The 16,285-nt window shown below is 47.0% G+C and carries 23 protein-coding genes and 4 tRNA genes; 8 read left to right on the top strand and 19 right to left on the bottom strand.

Annotated features, from left to right (window positions below):
• The first annotated feature begins 12 nt into the window (after window positions 1-12).
• On the top strand, window positions 13-252 hold the full coding sequence (locus VFT49_04140) for a hypothetical protein (protein ID HEU5005244.1): 240 nt from the start codon (window positions 13-15) through the stop codon (window positions 250-252).
• Here VFT49_04140 and VFT49_04135 read toward each other — a convergent pair.
• Window positions 249-749, bottom strand: a complete 501-nt coding sequence (locus VFT49_04135) for a DUF2127 domain-containing protein (protein ID HEU5005243.1) — start codon at window positions 747-749, stop codon at window positions 249-251. The two genes, VFT49_04140 and VFT49_04135, sit on opposite strands and share 4 nt — an antisense overlap.
• Before the next feature lie 221 nt (window positions 750-970).
• Between VFT49_04135 and VFT49_04130 the strand changes: the two genes are divergently transcribed.
• From VFT49_04130 to VFT49_04120, 3 genes are all read left to right on the top strand, one after another.
• A tRNA-Met gene (locus VFT49_04130) sits at window positions 971-1,047 on the top strand.
• Between the two features lie 533 nt (window positions 1,048-1,580).
• Window positions 1,581-1,835: an RNA-binding protein gene (locus VFT49_04125; GenBank protein ID HEU5005242.1), complete on the top strand. Its 255-nt coding sequence runs from the start codon at window positions 1,581-1,583 to the stop codon at window positions 1,833-1,835.
• A gap of 249 nt (window positions 1,836-2,084) precedes the next feature.
• Window positions 2,085-2,771, top strand: a complete 687-nt coding sequence (locus VFT49_04120) for a transglycosylase family protein (protein HEU5005241.1) — start codon at window positions 2,085-2,087, stop codon at window positions 2,769-2,771.
• A 49-nt stretch (window positions 2,772-2,820) separates the two neighbouring features.
• Here the strand turns inward: VFT49_04120 and VFT49_04115 are convergent, their stop codons facing one another.
• The 3 genes from VFT49_04115 to VFT49_04105 form a co-directional block, all read right to left on the bottom strand.
• Window positions 2,821-3,378 carry an RNA polymerase sigma factor gene (locus tag VFT49_04115; GenBank protein ID HEU5005240.1) on the bottom strand — a complete coding sequence of 186 codons (558 nt, stop codon included), beginning with the start codon at window positions 3,376-3,378 and terminating at the stop codon, window positions 2,821-2,823.
• A gap of 46 nt (window positions 3,379-3,424) precedes the next feature.
• Window positions 3,425-3,499 (bottom strand) — tRNA-Met (locus VFT49_04110).
• A 207-nt stretch (window positions 3,500-3,706) separates the two neighbouring features.
• Window positions 3,707-4,156: a septum formation initiator family protein gene (locus VFT49_04105; GenBank protein ID HEU5005239.1), complete on the bottom strand. Its 450-nt coding sequence runs from the start codon at window positions 4,154-4,156 to the stop codon at window positions 3,707-3,709.
• A gap of 53 nt (window positions 4,157-4,209) precedes the next feature.
• On the opposite strand from VFT49_04105, the gene VFT49_04100 reads away from it, so the two are divergent.
• Window positions 4,210-4,285: transfer RNA gene (locus tag VFT49_04100), tRNA-Ile, on the top strand.
• A gap of 70 nt (window positions 4,286-4,355) precedes the next feature.
• Here the strand turns inward: VFT49_04100 and VFT49_04095 are convergent.
• From VFT49_04095 to VFT49_04055, 9 genes are read right to left on the bottom strand one after another with little or no spacing between them, the layout of a single operon-like run.
• Window positions 4,356-5,540, bottom strand: a complete 1,185-nt coding sequence (locus VFT49_04095) for a hypothetical protein (protein HEU5005238.1) — start codon at window positions 5,538-5,540, stop codon at window positions 4,356-4,358.
• A 3-nt stretch (window positions 5,541-5,543) separates the two neighbouring features.
• Complete coding sequence (locus VFT49_04090) at window positions 5,544-6,395, bottom strand: tRNA-dihydrouridine synthase (protein HEU5005237.1); 852 nt, start codon at window positions 6,393-6,395, stop codon at window positions 5,544-5,546.
• A gap of 5 nt (window positions 6,396-6,400) precedes the next feature.
• The gene (locus VFT49_04085; GenBank protein HEU5005236.1) at window positions 6,401-6,778 is read right to left on the bottom strand and encodes a hypothetical protein; all 378 of its coding nucleotides are present in this window, start codon (window positions 6,776-6,778) and stop codon (window positions 6,401-6,403) included.
• A 1-nt stretch (window position 6,779) separates the two neighbouring features.
• Entirely contained in the window at window positions 6,780-7,352 is a 573-nt protein-coding gene (gene ruvA, locus VFT49_04080) for a Holliday junction branch migration protein RuvA (protein ID HEU5005235.1), read from the bottom strand.
• Between the two features lies 1 nt (window position 7,353).
• Window positions 7,354-7,827, bottom strand: coding sequence for a crossover junction endodeoxyribonuclease RuvC (ruvC, locus tag VFT49_04075; GenBank protein ID HEU5005234.1), 474 nt, complete (start codon window positions 7,825-7,827; stop codon window positions 7,354-7,356).
• A gap of 2 nt (window positions 7,828-7,829) precedes the next feature.
• Window positions 7,830-8,561 carry a YebC/PmpR family DNA-binding transcriptional regulator gene (locus VFT49_04070; protein HEU5005233.1) on the bottom strand — a complete coding sequence of 244 codons (732 nt, stop codon included), beginning with the start codon at window positions 8,559-8,561 and terminating at the stop codon, window positions 7,830-7,832.
• Between the two features lie 34 nt (window positions 8,562-8,595).
• Window positions 8,596-10,026, bottom strand: a complete 1,431-nt coding sequence (locus VFT49_04065) for a ComEC/Rec2 family competence protein (protein ID HEU5005232.1) — start codon at window positions 10,024-10,026, stop codon at window positions 8,596-8,598.
• A gap of 43 nt (window positions 10,027-10,069) precedes the next feature.
• Window positions 10,070-11,041: an AAA family ATPase gene (locus VFT49_04060; protein ID HEU5005231.1), complete on the bottom strand. Its 972-nt coding sequence runs from the start codon at window positions 11,039-11,041 to the stop codon at window positions 10,070-10,072.
• On the bottom strand, window positions 11,034-11,732 hold the full coding sequence (locus tag VFT49_04055; protein ID HEU5005230.1) for a nicotinamide mononucleotide transporter: 699 nt from the start codon (window positions 11,730-11,732) through the stop codon (window positions 11,034-11,036). The genes VFT49_04060 and VFT49_04055 overlap by 8 nt, the downstream gene beginning before the upstream one ends.
• A gap of 130 nt (window positions 11,733-11,862) precedes the next feature.
• Here VFT49_04055 and VFT49_04050 point away from each other — a divergent pair, with 130 nt between their 5' ends.
• Window positions 11,863-12,531 (top strand): NUDIX domain-containing protein, encoded by a 669-nt coding sequence (locus VFT49_04050; GenBank protein HEU5005229.1) that lies wholly within the window; start codon window positions 11,863-11,865, stop codon window positions 12,529-12,531.
• Here the strand turns inward: VFT49_04050 and VFT49_04045 are convergent.
• Entirely contained in the window at window positions 12,528-12,827 is a 300-nt protein-coding gene (locus VFT49_04045) for a hypothetical protein (protein ID HEU5005228.1), read from the bottom strand. The two genes, VFT49_04050 and VFT49_04045, sit on opposite strands and share 4 nt — an antisense overlap.
• A gap of 156 nt (window positions 12,828-12,983) precedes the next feature.
• Between VFT49_04045 and VFT49_04040 the strand changes: the two genes are divergently transcribed.
• Window positions 12,984-13,060, top strand: a tRNA-Lys gene (locus VFT49_04040).
• 66 nt (window positions 13,061-13,126) lie between these two features.
• Window positions 13,127-13,321 carry a hypothetical protein gene (locus VFT49_04035; protein ID HEU5005227.1) on the top strand — a complete coding sequence of 65 codons (195 nt, stop codon included), beginning with the start codon at window positions 13,127-13,129 and terminating at the stop codon, window positions 13,319-13,321.
• Here the strand turns inward: VFT49_04035 and VFT49_04030 are convergent.
• The 5 genes from VFT49_04030 to VFT49_04010 are packed head-to-tail and all read right to left on the bottom strand — an operon-like array spanning window position 13,318 to window position 16,241.
• Complete coding sequence (locus VFT49_04030) at window positions 13,318-13,782, bottom strand: hypothetical protein (GenBank protein HEU5005226.1); 465 nt, start codon at window positions 13,780-13,782, stop codon at window positions 13,318-13,320. The two genes, VFT49_04035 and VFT49_04030, sit on opposite strands and share 4 nt — an antisense overlap.
• Before the next feature lie 23 nt (window positions 13,783-13,805).
• Complete coding sequence (locus VFT49_04025) at window positions 13,806-14,264, bottom strand: DUF192 domain-containing protein (protein HEU5005225.1); 459 nt, start codon at window positions 14,262-14,264, stop codon at window positions 13,806-13,808.
• A 29-nt stretch (window positions 14,265-14,293) separates the two neighbouring features.
• Window positions 14,294-15,205, bottom strand: a complete 912-nt coding sequence (locus VFT49_04020; GenBank protein HEU5005224.1) for a RimK family alpha-L-glutamate ligase — start codon at window positions 15,203-15,205, stop codon at window positions 14,294-14,296.
• A gap of 5 nt (window positions 15,206-15,210) precedes the next feature.
• On the bottom strand, window positions 15,211-15,633 hold the full coding sequence (locus VFT49_04015; GenBank protein HEU5005223.1) for a RimK/LysX family protein: 423 nt from the start codon (window positions 15,631-15,633) through the stop codon (window positions 15,211-15,213).
• A gap of 41 nt (window positions 15,634-15,674) precedes the next feature.
• Window positions 15,675-16,241, bottom strand: coding sequence for a gamma-glutamyl-gamma-aminobutyrate hydrolase family protein (locus VFT49_04010; protein HEU5005222.1), 567 nt, complete (start codon window positions 16,239-16,241; stop codon window positions 15,675-15,677).
• Between the last annotated feature and the right edge of the window lie 44 nt (window positions 16,242-16,285).

Here is a 16,285-nt window from a genome sequence, read left to right as displayed (position 1 = left end):
GGAGGATTTGCCATGCCACCACAAGGAGTAACCAACGATGAAGACCGCCAGGAGGAATTACCTCAAGATTATTCAACACCTTTTTCGGCGCCGGACGGCGTCGACGACACAACCGACGACACCCATCCGGAAGCCGACACAAATGTTGATGCTATGGAGCATTACGATGAAGGAATTTCTGGAGCCGACGAAGTCGAAGACCCCGGCAACCGCGGCATATTAGGCTACTCTCCACCCAGGAAAGGTGACTAGCTATCGGCAAAGTTGTGCCGAGCTTTGTGCCGGCGATATTCGATAAACGTCAGATAAATAATTATTAGATCGAAAACAGTTAGCGCAATCATGCCGGCCGTGACTTTTTTGAAAATCAAATAATAAACCTGGTATATAACGAATAACCCAATGACAATCAATAGCAGCGGATAGGCCCAGGATTTATTGCGCCAGACCTGCACGACTACAAAAAGTTTTACGATACCGTGACTCAATAAATAAATTGCTCCGAAAATCAATGACCCCTTACCTAAGTTAGACGCCCAAGTAGCAACATGACTGGCCCAGAAGGAGTGTGGACTGCGCGCCAACGTCGAGTCGGTTAAGTGGTGTGAGATCTTTTGAATTTGTTCCGGCCTTATGGCAAGAAGCAAAAGCCCGCTCAAAATTTCTAGCAAGCCGTCCAGACCTTTTAGAATCAGACTGATTTTAAAAGCCCGATCGACAATATCCTGTTTCTGGTCTGTGGTTTGCATAAGCTTATTTTAGCAGTCTGGCAACTAACAGTTTAAAATGCTATACTCCCCCTGTTGATTTTTAAATTTTACAAGACAAGTGATTGTCTTGCTTGTAAAATTTGTAAGGAGCAATCTAGCCACAAGCCGAAGTTTTTGCGAATAGCAAAACGAGGCAGAGGCGTAAATTGCGACGCGCCAGGGTAGCTCAGTTGGTTAGAACAAGTTTTGTACTTTTTTGTGGCAGCGTAGCTCAGTTGGTTAGAGCACAGGACTCATAAGCCTGCGGTCACTGGTTCGAATCCAGTCGCTGCTACCAAAAAGTACAAAAGAGGACTCATATTCAAAGCTGCGCGCAGAAGTTTACCTTTCAGCCGAGCATTAAATCGCGCAATAAAGTTGGCGCGTTTTTTGTTTGGCTTTTCAAGCTTATCACTCTACCCACTCGCCCTACCTCAAGGCTCGCAGACTAGGCGAGTAAAGAAAAACCGGCTCTCGCAAAGCCGGTTAGTGCTCAAAAACTTTAACTTTTAGTTCAACAAACTGTCGATTTTTACGATTCGTTCGTCTGTTGACGGCAAAAGCTCATAGGCCAGTGCAGGCATTTTCTTCCCCTTTTTATTTTTGTAATTTTTTGTTTTTGGCTAAAACTGATTTTTATTATACATAAACATTTTAAAAAGTCAATATTTTCTGTCATAAAATGATTGTATATTGTCTGTTTTTATGTTTAAATCACGCCAGGATCTTATCTGTTCTGTTCGAGAAGTGCTCCAGTCCTTAACGGGCGGCCTTACCGAAAAAGACTGAAAAGAGGTCGTTCCTAAAAATAAGTTAGAAAGTTTTAACTACATGTACAAATTGTTTGTAGGTGGCTTGCCTTTTGCTACTACCGACGACGAACTGCGCGACGCTTTCGCTGCCCACGGCACCGTAGCTAGTGCTACCGTTGTTCGTGACCGCGAAACTGGCCGCAGCAAGGGTTTTGGCTTCGTTGAATTCGAAAACGACGACGAAGGTAAAGCTGCCCAAGACGCTATGAATGGTAGCGAATTGGGTGGTCGCACAATCTCTGTCGACCAGGCCCGCCCTAAAGAGAATCGTTAATTTTAAATCGATTTTCGAAACGAAAAACCCCGGTTTGTCCGGGGTTTTTCATTCTTTACAACAGCGCCAACAGGGACGGGTTTGACATAATTTTATGATTTTGTAGGATGGAAATTGTGTCTTTCGCAAATTGTGAGGTGGAAGATACAAAATATTTTTAAGACTGCAAACGAAATTTCCTGAAAATTAGTTAAATCTTAACTATGCGTTTTATCGGCACAGGTCTTTTCTATGTGGTCGGGAGGTTAAATGAAAATACGAGCATTTGCAGCCGGCTTGGCCGTTGCCGCAATACCCGTAATCACAGGCGGCAATGCCGTCCATGCGCTAAACACACACAAGCATCAAACCACAAAGCCAAAAGTAACTCAGGCAAACGCCGTGCAACAAGTTACAGTTACAATCAATTCTGGCGACACTCTGACTTCGATCGCCAATGCACATAATACGACTTACGTCCGTTTATATGACGCCAATCAGAAGATAACAGACCCCGATTTAATTTATGCAGGAGACAGCTTACGCATCCCTGATCCGAGTGAGCAGCTAGCAGATCGTCAGCTGCCTTCCAATGCGCCGGCCGAAGCTTCAAGCGTTTCCGCAACTCCAGCAATCAGCACGCATGCTGCGACCCCTTATACCCCCGTTAGCTCCAATCAAAGCAGCTCCGCAACCGCTCCAGCAGCTGCCAGCGGCAGCGTTTGGGACCGGATCGCCGCTTGTGAATCTGGCGATAACTGGGCCATCAACACCGGTAACGGTTTCTATGGTGGCTTGCAGTTTACTCAAAGCACCTGGTTGGCCTATGGTGGCGGAGCCTACGCTTCCCGCGCTGACCTTGCCGGCCGTGATGCTCAGATAACCGTCGCCCAAAAGGTCCAAGCCGGTCAAGGCTGGGGCGCCTGGCCCGTCTGTTCTGTCCGCGCTGGTGTCTAGGAGTCTAAATCCAGCCAATAAAGACTCCCACTCTTTGTCGCGGGAGTTTTTATTGGCCTTTTTCTTCTTCGAGTTTTTTCCCGATGGTTTTGCGGCCACGGTGTCTATAGGCCTTAACTGTTCCTGCCGGCATGCCGGTCATATCTGAGGTTTCTTCGACGTTAAAGCCTAGCAGCTCCAGGCCAACGGCTTTCTTTTGATCTTCCGGCAAAATTGCCAGCAGTTCCTTAACTCTCTCGTTAGACTCCGAGAGTAAATAACTAAATACCGGGTCCAGAGCGCCGTCTTCGTCTTCTAGACATAAAACAGAGTCTTCGTCTACCTCATTAAGTCCGGTGAGTGGATCGTGTTTTCTTTTGGCTAGCTCGTCCTTAGAAGCATTGATAGCAATTCGATGAAGCCATGTATCAACCTCGCTGCCACCAAGAAACCGGTCGGCGCCTCGAAGCGCTTTTAGATAGGCGTTTTGAGCCACGTCTTCGGCATCTTGGTGATGACGCACCCAATACTTAGCAACCTTATACAAGCCGTAGGCTGCGGCCGATGCTTCAATGGCGTGTATGACTCGCTCGCGAGAGGGGTTCTTAGACTCTTGGTTCTTGCTCATTTATAAAAATAACTCCCGTACCCGAGAGTTTTTATTTATCTAAATTTGGTAGCGGGGGTAGGATTCGAACCTACGACCTCGTGGTTATGAGCCACGCGAGCTGCCACTGCTCCACCCCGCGTCGTCGCAACTTGCGCCGTTACCTCGTTTTGCTTTTCAGCAAAAGCTTCGGTTTACGGTTAGGCTGCTCCTCTACCCCACAAAATACGCTTCGCTGATTTTGTGGGGACCCCAAAATGCTTTAGCAAATTGTGGCTACTACCTTTCCCTTGCTTAAAAGTAGAATCAATTAGTAATTCTAATCTGTTAGAGGGGTTTTGTCAATTGGTTATAGGGGTTTGCGGCCCAGTAAAAAATCCCGCCAGGCTTCCAGGTTTTGAATATGTTTCGACTGCTGATCGCTTTGGTTCGCTGACTGTGTGCTACCAGCGACTGTTTGATCAACGTACTTCATGGCAACAGTCTTAGGAATTAATAAGACCTTCTCGCCAGGAGCCGCTAAGCCCAGGTCCTGCCTGGCCGCCAAATCTAAATATTCGTTAGTTTGGTAATATTGGTTTTGCAGTGCTGTATTTTCATTCTGGAGGCGCAAAACCTGATTTTGCTGCTTAAGTGTTGATATCTTCTTTTGCAGCTCGTAATTATTCTGAAGAGTTTTAACCCCGCTCCATGTTATAGCTAGAACAATTAAACAAAAAACGTAAAGGGCGATATTCCTAACATCCGCCAATTGCTTTATTTTGGGGTTGTTTAAAAATTTTGTGTAATTGCTAAGCACAAGGATTATTATACCTTAGGCTATCTGTTATACTAGTTCTGTCGTTGTGACGAGGGGCTGTAGCTCAGGGGTTAGAGCAGTCGGCTCATAACTGATTGGTCGTTGGTTCAAATCCAACCAGCCCCACCAAAACTTCATTATCATAGTCGGGTTCAAATCCAACCAGCCCCACCAAAAGAACTCTATTTTGGGAGTTCTTTTATTTAGATTCGGGCTCGGGAAAATCTTGCCAAGCCAAGTATCTTAAGTGGCCTGCTTCCACCCCGTCAGGGTTGGTAATTCTTGCTCCTTGATGTAAAAAAATTATCTTTAGCCTGTTAATCACCTCTATTAAGTCGTCGTGATTTGCTGCTTCTGGGCCAGCTAAGATTTTTAGTATTTCGTAAGAATGGTGGAGAATTTTACGCAAGTCTTTCTCGGTTTCAGGGTTAGCAAAAGTTTCGCTTGAAAATTCCTTTTCTAAAAATGCCCGGTGGCGGACAGCATCAGCTTCTGGGTCGTTTGACCTGGCAAGTTCATCGTATGTTTCTTCTAGGAATTCTAAAGAGTCAAATAAGCGCATAGACTCCGCTCGCCGTCCCTGCTCGCCCGGAAGTTTGTCGAATTGCTGAATCTGTGCCTGCGCAAAGGTAAGAGGATTCTGCTTAGGCTCGCGGGCTAGTCCAACAACCATTGACACTGCCATTCTTAAAAGAGTTAAGCCTCGATCATACCGAGTTTCTGGCCTAACCTCCAATCTCTCGAGCGCATCTATGATTTCATCGGCGTTTTTTATTAGCGATATCGCCTCGTCTGCCTTGCCGCTCTCTTCGCGAATGCTATCAATCGAACGCTGCATAAAATCTTTGCAGCGCGCTAAATAAGCCGAAGTTTCTTCGCCTTCGTTTTGGGGCAGTATTAATCTTAAAATCGCCGCCGACTGACCGATGCCGTCAAACACGGCTTCTTTTAGCTCTCGATCGCTCCAATCGCCTTGAGGATAGTCAGCAACAAACTGGGCTTCAGGTTCAAACATCGCTTCTCGCAGTTCGTGCAAGGCTTCGGCGTTGCTTTTCATTAGCCGGTTATAAGCCTCGGATTGATCTTGCTGCGGGGCTGCCAAGGCGTAGGCAGTCGCAAATTCATTCGATATATCAGACAGGGATCTATGGCCGCCGCTATGAGCAAGTTCTTGCATCATCAAAAAACCGTTCCGTAAGAACCTGGTCGTTACCCCGAGCCTGTCAATTTGCTCTTCGCCGTGGTGGTGCTCGATCGCCAACACCACCGATTCCAGGCGCACGCTTCTGTCTTCTAGTTCTTCATAGGTGTTCGACACATTTATGGAATCGGGCTTGCCACCCTCGATACTATAGAGACGCCGATTTTGATCTGATTCACCCATCTTTTAATTATAAACTTTGCAGAATTTTCGCAGAGTTTCAAATCGGCGCTCACGGTTTTTATAAGTTTCTACGTGCAACTCAATATGTTTTTTGAAAAGATTTAGCTTTTGGTCTTTTGTCCACCCGCTCCACGGACTGCGTTCGGCGAATACAAACGGGTCGTCAAATATTCCCCGACCGATCATTACACCGTCTAAGTTATATTTTTCTATTAATTCCAGACCGTGCTGGCGGTTGCGCACGTCGCCGTTACCAACAATTAAGGTTGAAGGGCAGAGCGCATCACGCATTTTTACGATCTCGCCAATTAGCTCCCAGTTGGCTGGAACTTTAGACATTTCAGCCCGGGTGCGGCCGTGAATACTTAACATGTTAAGTTTTTTTGATAATAAAAATTCTGGCCAACTCATGTCTACTGATGTAAAACCTACACGCGTTTTAACCGAGACAGGGAAGTCGCTGCCGGCAGCTTCCCTGACCGCGTCAATAATCTCACCGGCTAATGGCTTGTTATTAATCAAAGCGCTGCACGCGCCATTCTTTACGACTGTTTTTGCCGGACAACCCATGTTGATGTCTACCCCGGCAAAACCCATATTCTTTAACTCTTGGGTGGTCTTATAGTAGTTATCCGGCTTCAAACCCCAAACCTGAGCGATAACTGGTTTTTCTTTGTCTGTTAATAAAAGCTTTGGCAGTAAATGCGGACGGCCGGGGCTTTGCAAACCATCAACATTAACAAATTCTGTAAAAAATAAATCCGGCTTGGCACAATCAGCCACGATCTGGCGAAAAACCGTGTCGGTGACATCATCCATCGGCGCCAATATAAAAAATGGTTTGGTTAAGTTCATAGATTTTAGGCAGCTTTAGGGTCTTCGAAAGCCTCCAGTAACTTGTCGCGTTCTGAGCTTGGCGGCAGGCCACGCAAGTACTCTTCTGTGCCCTGCTCTGATTGCATTGCTTCGTTAGCCAGTTTGGCTACGCGCATGTTGAACTCTTTTTGTTCTTGGCGCGAGCTTAACGAACGACTAGGTTCAGTGGTGGTTTCGCTTGGCGCTTCATCTGCTGGTACACCAAGGCGCCAGGCGGCCGCTCTGGCTGCACCCAGCACATCAATTTCGGCCTGCACTCTGTTAAAGTGGCCTAGGTCTACGACTCTTTGAATAGCCTCTAGTTCTTCTTCTGTGGGTGGTGCCGGCGATTGTTCGCTGCCAGATGTTTCAGGGCTTCCCATATTATCCTTTCAACGCTTCTTTGATCCTTTGTTCTGGAGGCAATTTACTGTCTACTTTTTTTAGAGCTTCAGCAGCGTCTTGAACGCTGTAGCCCAAGGCTACCAAACCCTGCAAAGCTTCATCGTTAGGGTTTGCGCTAGTGGTCAAAAATTCTGTGGCGCCCTCGCTAGCAGCTAGGCCGACTTTATCTTTTAAATCAACTACTACTCGTTCGGCGACTCGCTTGCCTACGCCTGGAGCTTGGCTAATAAACTTGGTGTCGCCACCGGCGATGGCGGTGCGGACATGCGCGCTGGAGGCGATCGATAAGATCGCCAGCGCCATTTTTGGCCCAACTCCATTCACGCTCAGCAGTTGCTCGAACAACTGCTTGGTCTCTAGCGAGCGGAAACCGAATAGGTCATGGGTATTTTCACGGATGTGCTCGTAAATGTAGAGTTTGGCCGGCTCGCCAACATTTAAAGACCCGAAGTCTTCGAACGACACAAATGCGCCGTAACCTACCCCACCGCAAGTCACGATAACTAGGTCGCCGAGCTTTTCTGATACTTTCCCGTCTAATACTGCAATCATCTTATTTAATTCTACACGAGGCGTGGGTTATGGCGGCGGCCAGGGCGTCGGCACAGTCATCCGGCTTGGGCACCTCTTTTAAGCCAAGCTGGACGCGTACCATTTCTTGCATTTGTTTTTTGTCGGCTTTGCCGTAGCCGGTTATCGCTTGCTTGATTTGCAGCGGCGTATACTCAGCAATTTCTAGACCTGCTAATTTGCCGGCGAGAATTGCGACGCCGCGAGCCTGCGCGACTGTCATAGCCGTAGTCACGTTTTGAGAAAAATATAACTTCTCTATCGACATTTGGTCTGGCTTAGTGGCAGCAATAATATCGTTTAGTTCTTCGAAGATTGTTTGCAGACGCACGGCATCGTCTTCTTTGACTGGCGTACGGATTACGCCAGCGTCAACTAAAATATTCTTGCCTTTCTGGCAGTCGATCACGCCAAAACCCAGGATTCCCGTTCCGGGGTCGATGCCAAGCACTCTCATATTTACACCTCTACTGTTTCGGCGATGTCGAAGTTGGTGTGAGTATTAGACACGTCGTCAAGATCCTCGAGAGCGTTCATGAGATTCATGACTTTACGGGCAACTTCCTTATCTGAAACTTCGATAGTGTTGTTCGGTACAAAAGTTAGTTCGGCATCGGTTACTTCCAGGCCGTCTGCTTTCAGCTGGTCACGAACTTTCGCAAGATCGGTCGGAGCGGTCTGAACAACCGTCTCGCCGGTTTCTTCTTCCGCGAAAACATCGTCGGCGCCGGCTTCAATAGCTGCTAGTTCGACATCATCGCCGACTCCCTTTACGCGAATCACGCCCTTGCGGCTAAATTGAAAAGCCACGCTGCCGGGTTCGGCCATGTTGCCGCCGTTTTTGCTAAACGCCAAGCGGACTTCCGGGTAGGTGCGGTTTTTATTATCAGTAGCACACTCCACCATGATGGCTACGCCGCCCGGGCCGTAACCTTCGTACATAATTTCTTCGACTGCGGCAGCTGATTTATCGCCGGCACGCTGGATGGAACGTTCGATGTTGCTATTTGGCATGCCGGATTTGCGAGCTTTATCAATAATCATCGCCAAAGCCGAATTCGTGGCTGGATCTGTGCCACTGCGAGCAGCCACGGCAATTTGATTGCCGAGCTTAGTGAACATAGCGCCGCGTTTAGCGTCGTTGGCTTCTTTTTGGCGCTTGATTGTAGACCATTTGCTGTGACCAGACATTACACTTATTTTAACATATTTTAAGGTGTTATGGCTACCTTATTAGCACAGTTTCAATCTCGGATAATTTCATGCGGGCTCGACGCCTCATAGTCAATACGCTAAGCAAAAGAATTACGTAGAATGTCAGCATTAAATTCACACTGATAGATGTATGTAGTAGCACCGATGGAATATTGGCAAGAATATGCACCACGTCGAGCATATAAGTTAGCAACACCACGGCCGGCCAGGCAAACCAACCAGCTAGTTGAGGTAGTAACGCGCCCACAAAGGCAGCCGTCGCCGCGAGTAACATCGCCAGTGGCACAAGCGGCACAACTAACAGATTAGCGAGCAGAGATATTATCGACAACTGACTAAAGCTCATCATTATTAACGGCAGAGTCATGAGCTCGGCACTCAATGTTTCTAGCAACACAGCTGTTATTAATTTTGGCTGCCGGCTAAACAACCGCGCCTGAATAGTTGGCGCGATTATTAAAATTCCAAAGAAGGCTAAGAAAGACAGGTACCAGCTCAAATCGCCCCATACATAAAATGGGTTCATAAGCCCGGTCAGAGCGGCCGCAAAGCTGATAAGCACCATCGGTTTAACCCGACGCCCATAGTAGGCCGCCCACAAGCTTAGAGCACTTACCAAAGCTGCCCTAATAATTGAAGCGCTGAAACCGGTCACCATCACAAATAGGCCGATTAAAGCCAGTGACAACATTGTTCTTTGGTATTTGGAGCGGATTTTTAACCTGGCAATACCACGAACAATAATCGTTAGGTTGTAACCGCTAACCGCCACTATGTGAACTAAACTAACAGCAGTTAATTGATTCAGAATGTCCTGCGGCATTATTGTTCGCAATCCCACCAAAAGACCAAGCCCAAAACTAGCTAAAGGTTCCGGCAAAGCGTTCTGCATGCCAGTTGTGAACTTTCTAGAAATATCGGCAAAGAAACTATGCCCGGTAGAAATTTCGGCCAGCTGAGCATAAGCAATGGTCGCTTGATTAGAGCCACGAGTTGGATATAGTTTGCCAGAAACTTCGACGCGATCGCCTCGATAAATCATATGCACACCAAAGCCGCTGATTTTAAATGTGCCAGCCAGTGGTTTTTGATAGGGTTCGACTAGCTGAATTTGATTAGCGGTAAATTGTATCTGCGAATTGTTGCCATAAACAGAGTCTGTGAGCGCAGTGGCTTCAATTGTCACCGGATGGGTAGCTAGCGATTTTAGCTCGGCCAGCTTATGGCTATATGCCGCGCCGCGCCAGAGTCCTAATCCTAAACCTAAAATTACTACCAAAATCAGGCCGAGAGCTGTACGGCGCCGAAGAATGAGTAGCGCCGGCCAAAAAATAAAAATCCACTCCGGCGGAAAGAATTGCAGCTTGCGCGCCAGACCCAGCCCGGCTAGCGCCGCCAGGCAGCCAACTGTTATCAAGGTGGTTCTTTTGTACCGCCTCATCTTGCTTTAAATCATGGCACGAAGCGGACTATAAATTAACTGCTTAAGCTTTGATGATTTTTTTAACTTGCTCTACCCGCTCTTCTACCGAGCCAGATACTTGATAATATTTAATTCCTCGCTTATCGAGATCCTTTATTTGTTCTTCGTGAAAATCGAGGGCCTTTCTGCCATGCAGTTCGCGGATGCCGTCATCAACCCAGCCAAAGTCGGGCGCGCAAAGAATCCAAACGTATTCATCTTTGGTTTTTTCTACCAGATCTATTAGCCGGCCGTCGGCCGCGTTGTAGGCCATCAGCGACCACTGCAGCGTAGTCCAGGCGTTGGTGTCACAAAACACAAAGCCGTGGGCCTGATGCATAGCTGCCTGTTCGCGGGCATACTGGCGATGAGCCATAGGCAAATGATCATGAAAAGTTCCACCTCCCTGCGCCGTCCAGAGCTCGCGCCCGTATTCGTGTGTCCAGACCGTATCGAGTTCTTCGGCCATTCTTTTGGCCAGCGTTGATTTGCCTGTTGACTCGGTGCCCACGAACACAACCTTTTGAATTAGAGTGCCGTATACTCTAGGATCCATCCAGCCGCGGTGCATATAAACGTCTTCGCGGATTTTTGTACCGGATATTGGCACCAGCTCGCGCGCGGCATCAACAATTACATGCCGCGCGCCTAGCGCCTGAGCGAATTTTTCATAGCCGGGTTCGCTGGTAAAAACCAGATCGAATTTACCCAAGAACGCCAGACCGTTGGCATATTCTTGAGCGTACTTTTCGTCGTCGGCGTCCGGCTGGCCACCATGCGGATCATACACGGCAACAATTGCGCTAGCTTCTGGATAGAGTTCGCCCAGCCATTTCAACCTCTTTGATACTGGCATCGGTGGATAGTCGCCTTTAGGCTTAGAATCGTAAACCACAATTGTTACATCGTCTGCTTGAGACAGCGCTGCATTGATTAATAGTTCGTGCCCGCGGTGCAGCGGCATAAACTTGCCGAATACTAATCCCCTACGCATTTTCAGCTACCTCCTCGGCCAAAATATTCTTTTCTTCGTTGAGCCAGACAAACCAACCCAAGACGTTTATTGCCTGATACATGAACAATGTTACGAACGGTCCCCACATTTTGCCATGCAGGAATAGCGGCGCAGAGAAAGCATTAGAAATCGTCCAGGCTAACCAGTTAAGTTTGTAACGATACGAGTCCATAGCTATTGCGGCTATCGAGGTAGCTACGCTGCCAAACTCCACCCACCACCAACTTGTCAGTCGATAACCCGGCATATTCCAATAAGCCGCAATCGAAGCTACAAAGACAACCGTCGCAAACAAAACTCCCCATTTATCTAAGTTGGTTCCCAGGTAGCCGATTATTTTACGCGAAACTAGCGCCCAGCGGGCCATGCCATAAATAGACAGTAATAGAATGCTTAGCTGCAGCCAGGCCAACATTGGAAGACCCTGGTGCAAGAATAATGTCATCCAAAGGCCGGCATTCACAATCATCCAAAACCAGTAACCCTGCGATTTGGTAACCAAGAAAGCGGTGGCGATCACCGCCGCGAACGACCCTCCCCAACTTTGCACAAAATTAAGGCCACCGAGATATAAATATCCCAGAATATTCCCCGCAACGAAGGTTGCCAGAGTGGAAATATGCAAGGCCCTATTGTGGGTAAATTCTTCTATCCTTTTTGACGTTTTCATCTTATGTCTCCTTTTCTTAGTTAGTATATTTTTTACACTAACTCTACATGCATTATTGTGTATATAACACTAAGTGTCAATTAGTTTTTGTATATTTTACATTAAGTACATTTTTGTTAAGATAATTAATATGGATCAACGACCGCCAAAAGCGAATCCAGAAATAACTGTCGATGTGGCTGTTTTTACTATCGACGACAGCAACTTAAAAGTTGTGCTGGTTAAACGCGATCAGTCTCCTGGCAAAGACAAACTTTCTTTGCCTGGTGGTTTTTTGTGGCAAAAAGAAACTACCGCCGAAGCGGCAGAACGAATTTTAAAACACAAGGTCAGTGTTAGTGGATTGTTCATGGAACAGCTATACACGTTCGACAATCCCAAGCGCGATCCAAGAGGACATATTATAAGCGTCGCCTATTTCGCTTTAGCTCCGATTGATAAGTTAAAGCACCTGCAGCCGGGAGTTGAAATTCTGAGTATAAAAAAAGGGGTCAAAGATCTTGCTTTTGACCACGACTCTATTATGACTTACGCTACCAAAAGGTTGCGCGCCAAACTTGGCTATTCCAATGTGGCCTATTCGCTTTTACCCAAACTATTTACACTAAGCCAATTGCAAGAAGTTTACGAGGTGATTTTAGGGCACCCGGTTGACAAGCGTAACTTCAGAAAGAAAATTCTATCCTTGGATATAATTGAGCCGACCGCCCAGCAGTTAACAGGCTTGCGCCATCGCCCTGCCCGCTTGCATAAATTTAAAAAACGAAGTTACAGCGAGCTAGAAGAGCCAATTTTTTAGCTATCTTTGTTAATGGTTTTGTTAATTAAATGACCCAGACTTATGCAGCTTAACGTAAGCCAAACTACCATATTGACTAAGGCTACCCACCAGATAACAATATAAACTCTGTCTATCGAAGTAACTTCTGCCCAGCTTCCGAACCTTTCGGCGTGATCCTGGCGAAGTAAGGCAAAAGAACTGCTAGCCGCCAGTACGGAAAGTAGTAAGGCAAGAAAAAATTTATTCAGGCGCATGAATAAATCATAAGTTGGCTTAAGCGTTTTGAAAAGCCGGACGGTTGACTTTTTGCCCAAAAAACAGATAATGTAAGGTGTTATTTTGCAGGCTCTGCAGCTAACCCAAGATTTTAAACCAAGTGTAGCTGTTTAAAATCTTGAGAGGAGAAGCGTAGCCATAAACCGAAGCTTTTGCCCACGGGCAAAACGAGGTAGTGGCGCAAGCTTCGACGAGGGCCCATAGCTCAGTTGGTTAGAGCAGTGGCCTTTTAAGCCACGTGTCGTGGGTTCGAATCCCACTGGGCCCTCCAATAAATACGCTCACCTATAGAGGTGGGCTGTTTTTTATTAGATAAACATAGTGGTAAAATATTGATATGAAAAAGACATTAGCAATTGCACTCATACTAGGATTTTTAGCAGTAGATTTCTTATTCTTTCATGACATCTTTAAAGCAGGAGAAAACATAACTGTCGCTCAGTACCTAACAGGAATTCTAAGCATTCCTGTTATTTTAGTTTCCGCCCGGCAATTCCTGCCGCCCACCCTCATAAAAACTCTAGATAATTAATGTTTTTTGTGATGACGGCCTGACCAAATCATAAGTAGGCTAAGTCCGGCGCCGGCGCCGATAATAGCAGCTTGGTAATTAGAAAGTTGTGTCCAAAATTTTGAATCAACAATATCAAAGTTGGAAGACGAACCGAAAAGCGGTCCGGCGCTTAGGGCCAGTAGTCCGCCGCCCAGTAAGGCGATTATCAAATTTAAATACAAAAATAGCCCTTTTTCGTGAACCTTACGGGTAACTAAAAGCGTCAACAAATACGGAGCAATTAAAAGCACCAGCGCCAGTGTATCACTGGTGACACTCAAGTTCGTTTCGCTTAAAAGATGTTTTAGGTCGCCAATAACAGACGTACTCAAAACAAAGCCGGCGCACAACGCCAGATAACTTAGCGCAGCGTTGCTTTTAAGAAAGAATGTGATGGCCGCCGGAACTAATATCAGGACGGCCAAGGCAATATCCGGCATACCGCCATTTTAGCATGAGCTTTTTAGAAATTGATTGTCTGTCCGTCTTGAAGACCCAGCTGGACGGCGCGGCCGACCTTCATTTCTAGAACATATTGCACCGGCTCGTCGGCACTAAAAGTTTCCGGGTAGGTACCCGGAGTAACGTTAGCGTTAATCTGTACCACCCGGTGGTCGGCATCCATCCAAACGATATCAATTGGAAACTTCATGCCCTTCATCCAAAAACGATAGTCTGCCGGCTTGCCAAACTCAAAAAGCATAGCTTGATTTTCGCCAATACAACTGCGACCACCCAGACCTTTGGCTTGCTCCTTAGTGGTATCGGCTATTTGAAGATTCATGGTTTGGTCGTTGATTGAGATAGTCTCGTCAGTACGAAAGCCCTGATTGCAATTTAGCGAAGCCAAGCTTACCGAGAGCCCAACTATCAAACCGGCAACGAGCACAAAAATCAGACCCATCAATACCGTGTTTTTCATGGGCAACCGGCGAGCCCCTTCCATGGCTTTTAGGCCCCTACTCTGTCTTTTTTGTGCCGGCCTTTGGCGTTGCGCTCAACATAATCAATAATCTTTTCGGCAACATTGCGCTTAGTGTACTTTTCGATACCAAAACCAGGACTAGAATTAACTTCGAGTACAAGCGGGCCACGGTTAGAGCGCATCATGTCAACACCGCAGATCGAAAGGCCCATGGCGCGAGCGGCTTTTACGGCAACCTTTTTCTCTTCGTCGGTCAGTTTAACAATTGTGCCTTCACCGCCTTGGTGCAAGTTCGAGCGGAAATCATCTGTTAGGCTTTGGCGCTTCATACTAGCGACTACTTGGCCGCCAACCACAAAAGCGCGGATGTCCGTGCCAGCCGATTCTTCAATATATTCTTGCAAAAGAATGTTTGTACCGTCGTCGTCCATTAAAGAAAAGCCTTGTAATACTGAGCGGGCGGCCTTTTTGGTCTCGGCCAAAACTACACCGCGACCATGCGTGCCACGAGCCAATTTGATAATTACGGGCGGGCCGCCAATCTCTTCGACAATGCTGTCCGAGTCGGCTAAACCACGAGAAAAGATAGTTTTAGGAATACCGATACCGGCGCGGGCTAGTAACTGAATTGAGCGCAGTTTATCGCGCGAACGCACAATAGCGATGGAGCTCGCCGTAGTAAAGACGCCCTGCATCTCAAACTGGCGCACAATCGCCGAGCCGTAACGCGTGTAGCTGGAAGCAATGCGAGGAATGATGGCATCGTAGCCTCTTAACTCTTCGCCGTTATACATGACGACCGGATTGTTCTTTTCGATTTGGGCCTCACATTGGACATAGTTAATAACATCAACCTCGTGGCCGCGCTTGATGGCTTCTTCTTTTAAGCGCTTAGTCGAATAATTTCCAGGACCCTTAGATAAAATCGCGATTTTCATAAGCTTTACTTTACCTCGTAACGATACTCAGCTCCGCCACTCGCGTCAACCAGAAAACCATGCTGTCTCAAAAAGCGGCGGCCAACGAGCACGCCTTTCATCATGTTACTGCGATCAGACAGGCTGATGTGAATGGGATACTGCACACCCCGAATAACAACTGTGGTTGCGATAACATAGCGTTCTTCGGATTTGCCATTAGAGCTTTTGACTAGTTTTTTCTCAAAATCGGCTACCTCAACGCGTGGCTCACGGCCGTATGGCAAAAAACTAACGGCTTTCTGGCCCGTAGGTAAATCTACCTCGGTAATACCAGTAGCGTGCAAAGCGCCGCTGAGCGCGCCTGTATCGATTTTGGCCACAAGATCAACCAGCCCGAAATCCGGGAAGCTAACTTTCTCAAAAGCACCTATGATTTTGCTATCCATAACCCGCAGACTATAACACTTTTTTGATAAAAAATCAATATCTAGATCACCCGCGCAATCAGATGATCTAAACCTATGGTACCGTCCTTTACTTCTGGATGAAACTGGCTGGCGATTAGCTTTCGCTGCTTGTGCTTGATCATCTCTATGCCCGTGTCAGAATAAGCCATAACCTCGAAATGCTTTTCGGAAACCGCCGGAATGGCGAATTGGTGATGTTCGTACTGTTTTAGCTTAGGGTGAATAAGGTGTTTTTTGCCTACCGGCGACACTCTGTGAGTGTGAAATCCGGTTACCCGGCTGCCAAGATCGGTAACCCTGGAACCAAAAGCGGCGCTGATAACTTCAAAACCCATACAAATGCCAACCAGTGGTTTGTTGCAAGTAAGCACAAAGTTCATCTCGTCTTCGTACCAGTACTTGTTACCGCGCTTATCTTTAAGTTCGTAGCCTTCGCCGCCGCCCCCCGATAAAACTATCAGGTCTTTGCCTTGCCAATGAAAATCTAAGCCAGGTTCGTATTTTTGAACTTCAACTTCATGGCCGGCAAGAGCATTAACGACATTGTGGAGGTAATCGGTGTGGTTGTTGATTAAGAGAACTTTCATTTTTGAACACTGGAAACATGTTTGTAGCTGAGCCAAACTACGGC

Source organism: Candidatus Saccharimonadales bacterium, assembly GCA_035758565.1.
Classification (GTDB): domain Bacteria; phylum Patescibacteriota; class Saccharimonadia; order Saccharimonadales; family UBA10212; genus DASTXL01.
Note: the sequence above shows the minus strand (reverse complement) of the source record. Positions and strands in the feature narration are given on the sequence as shown.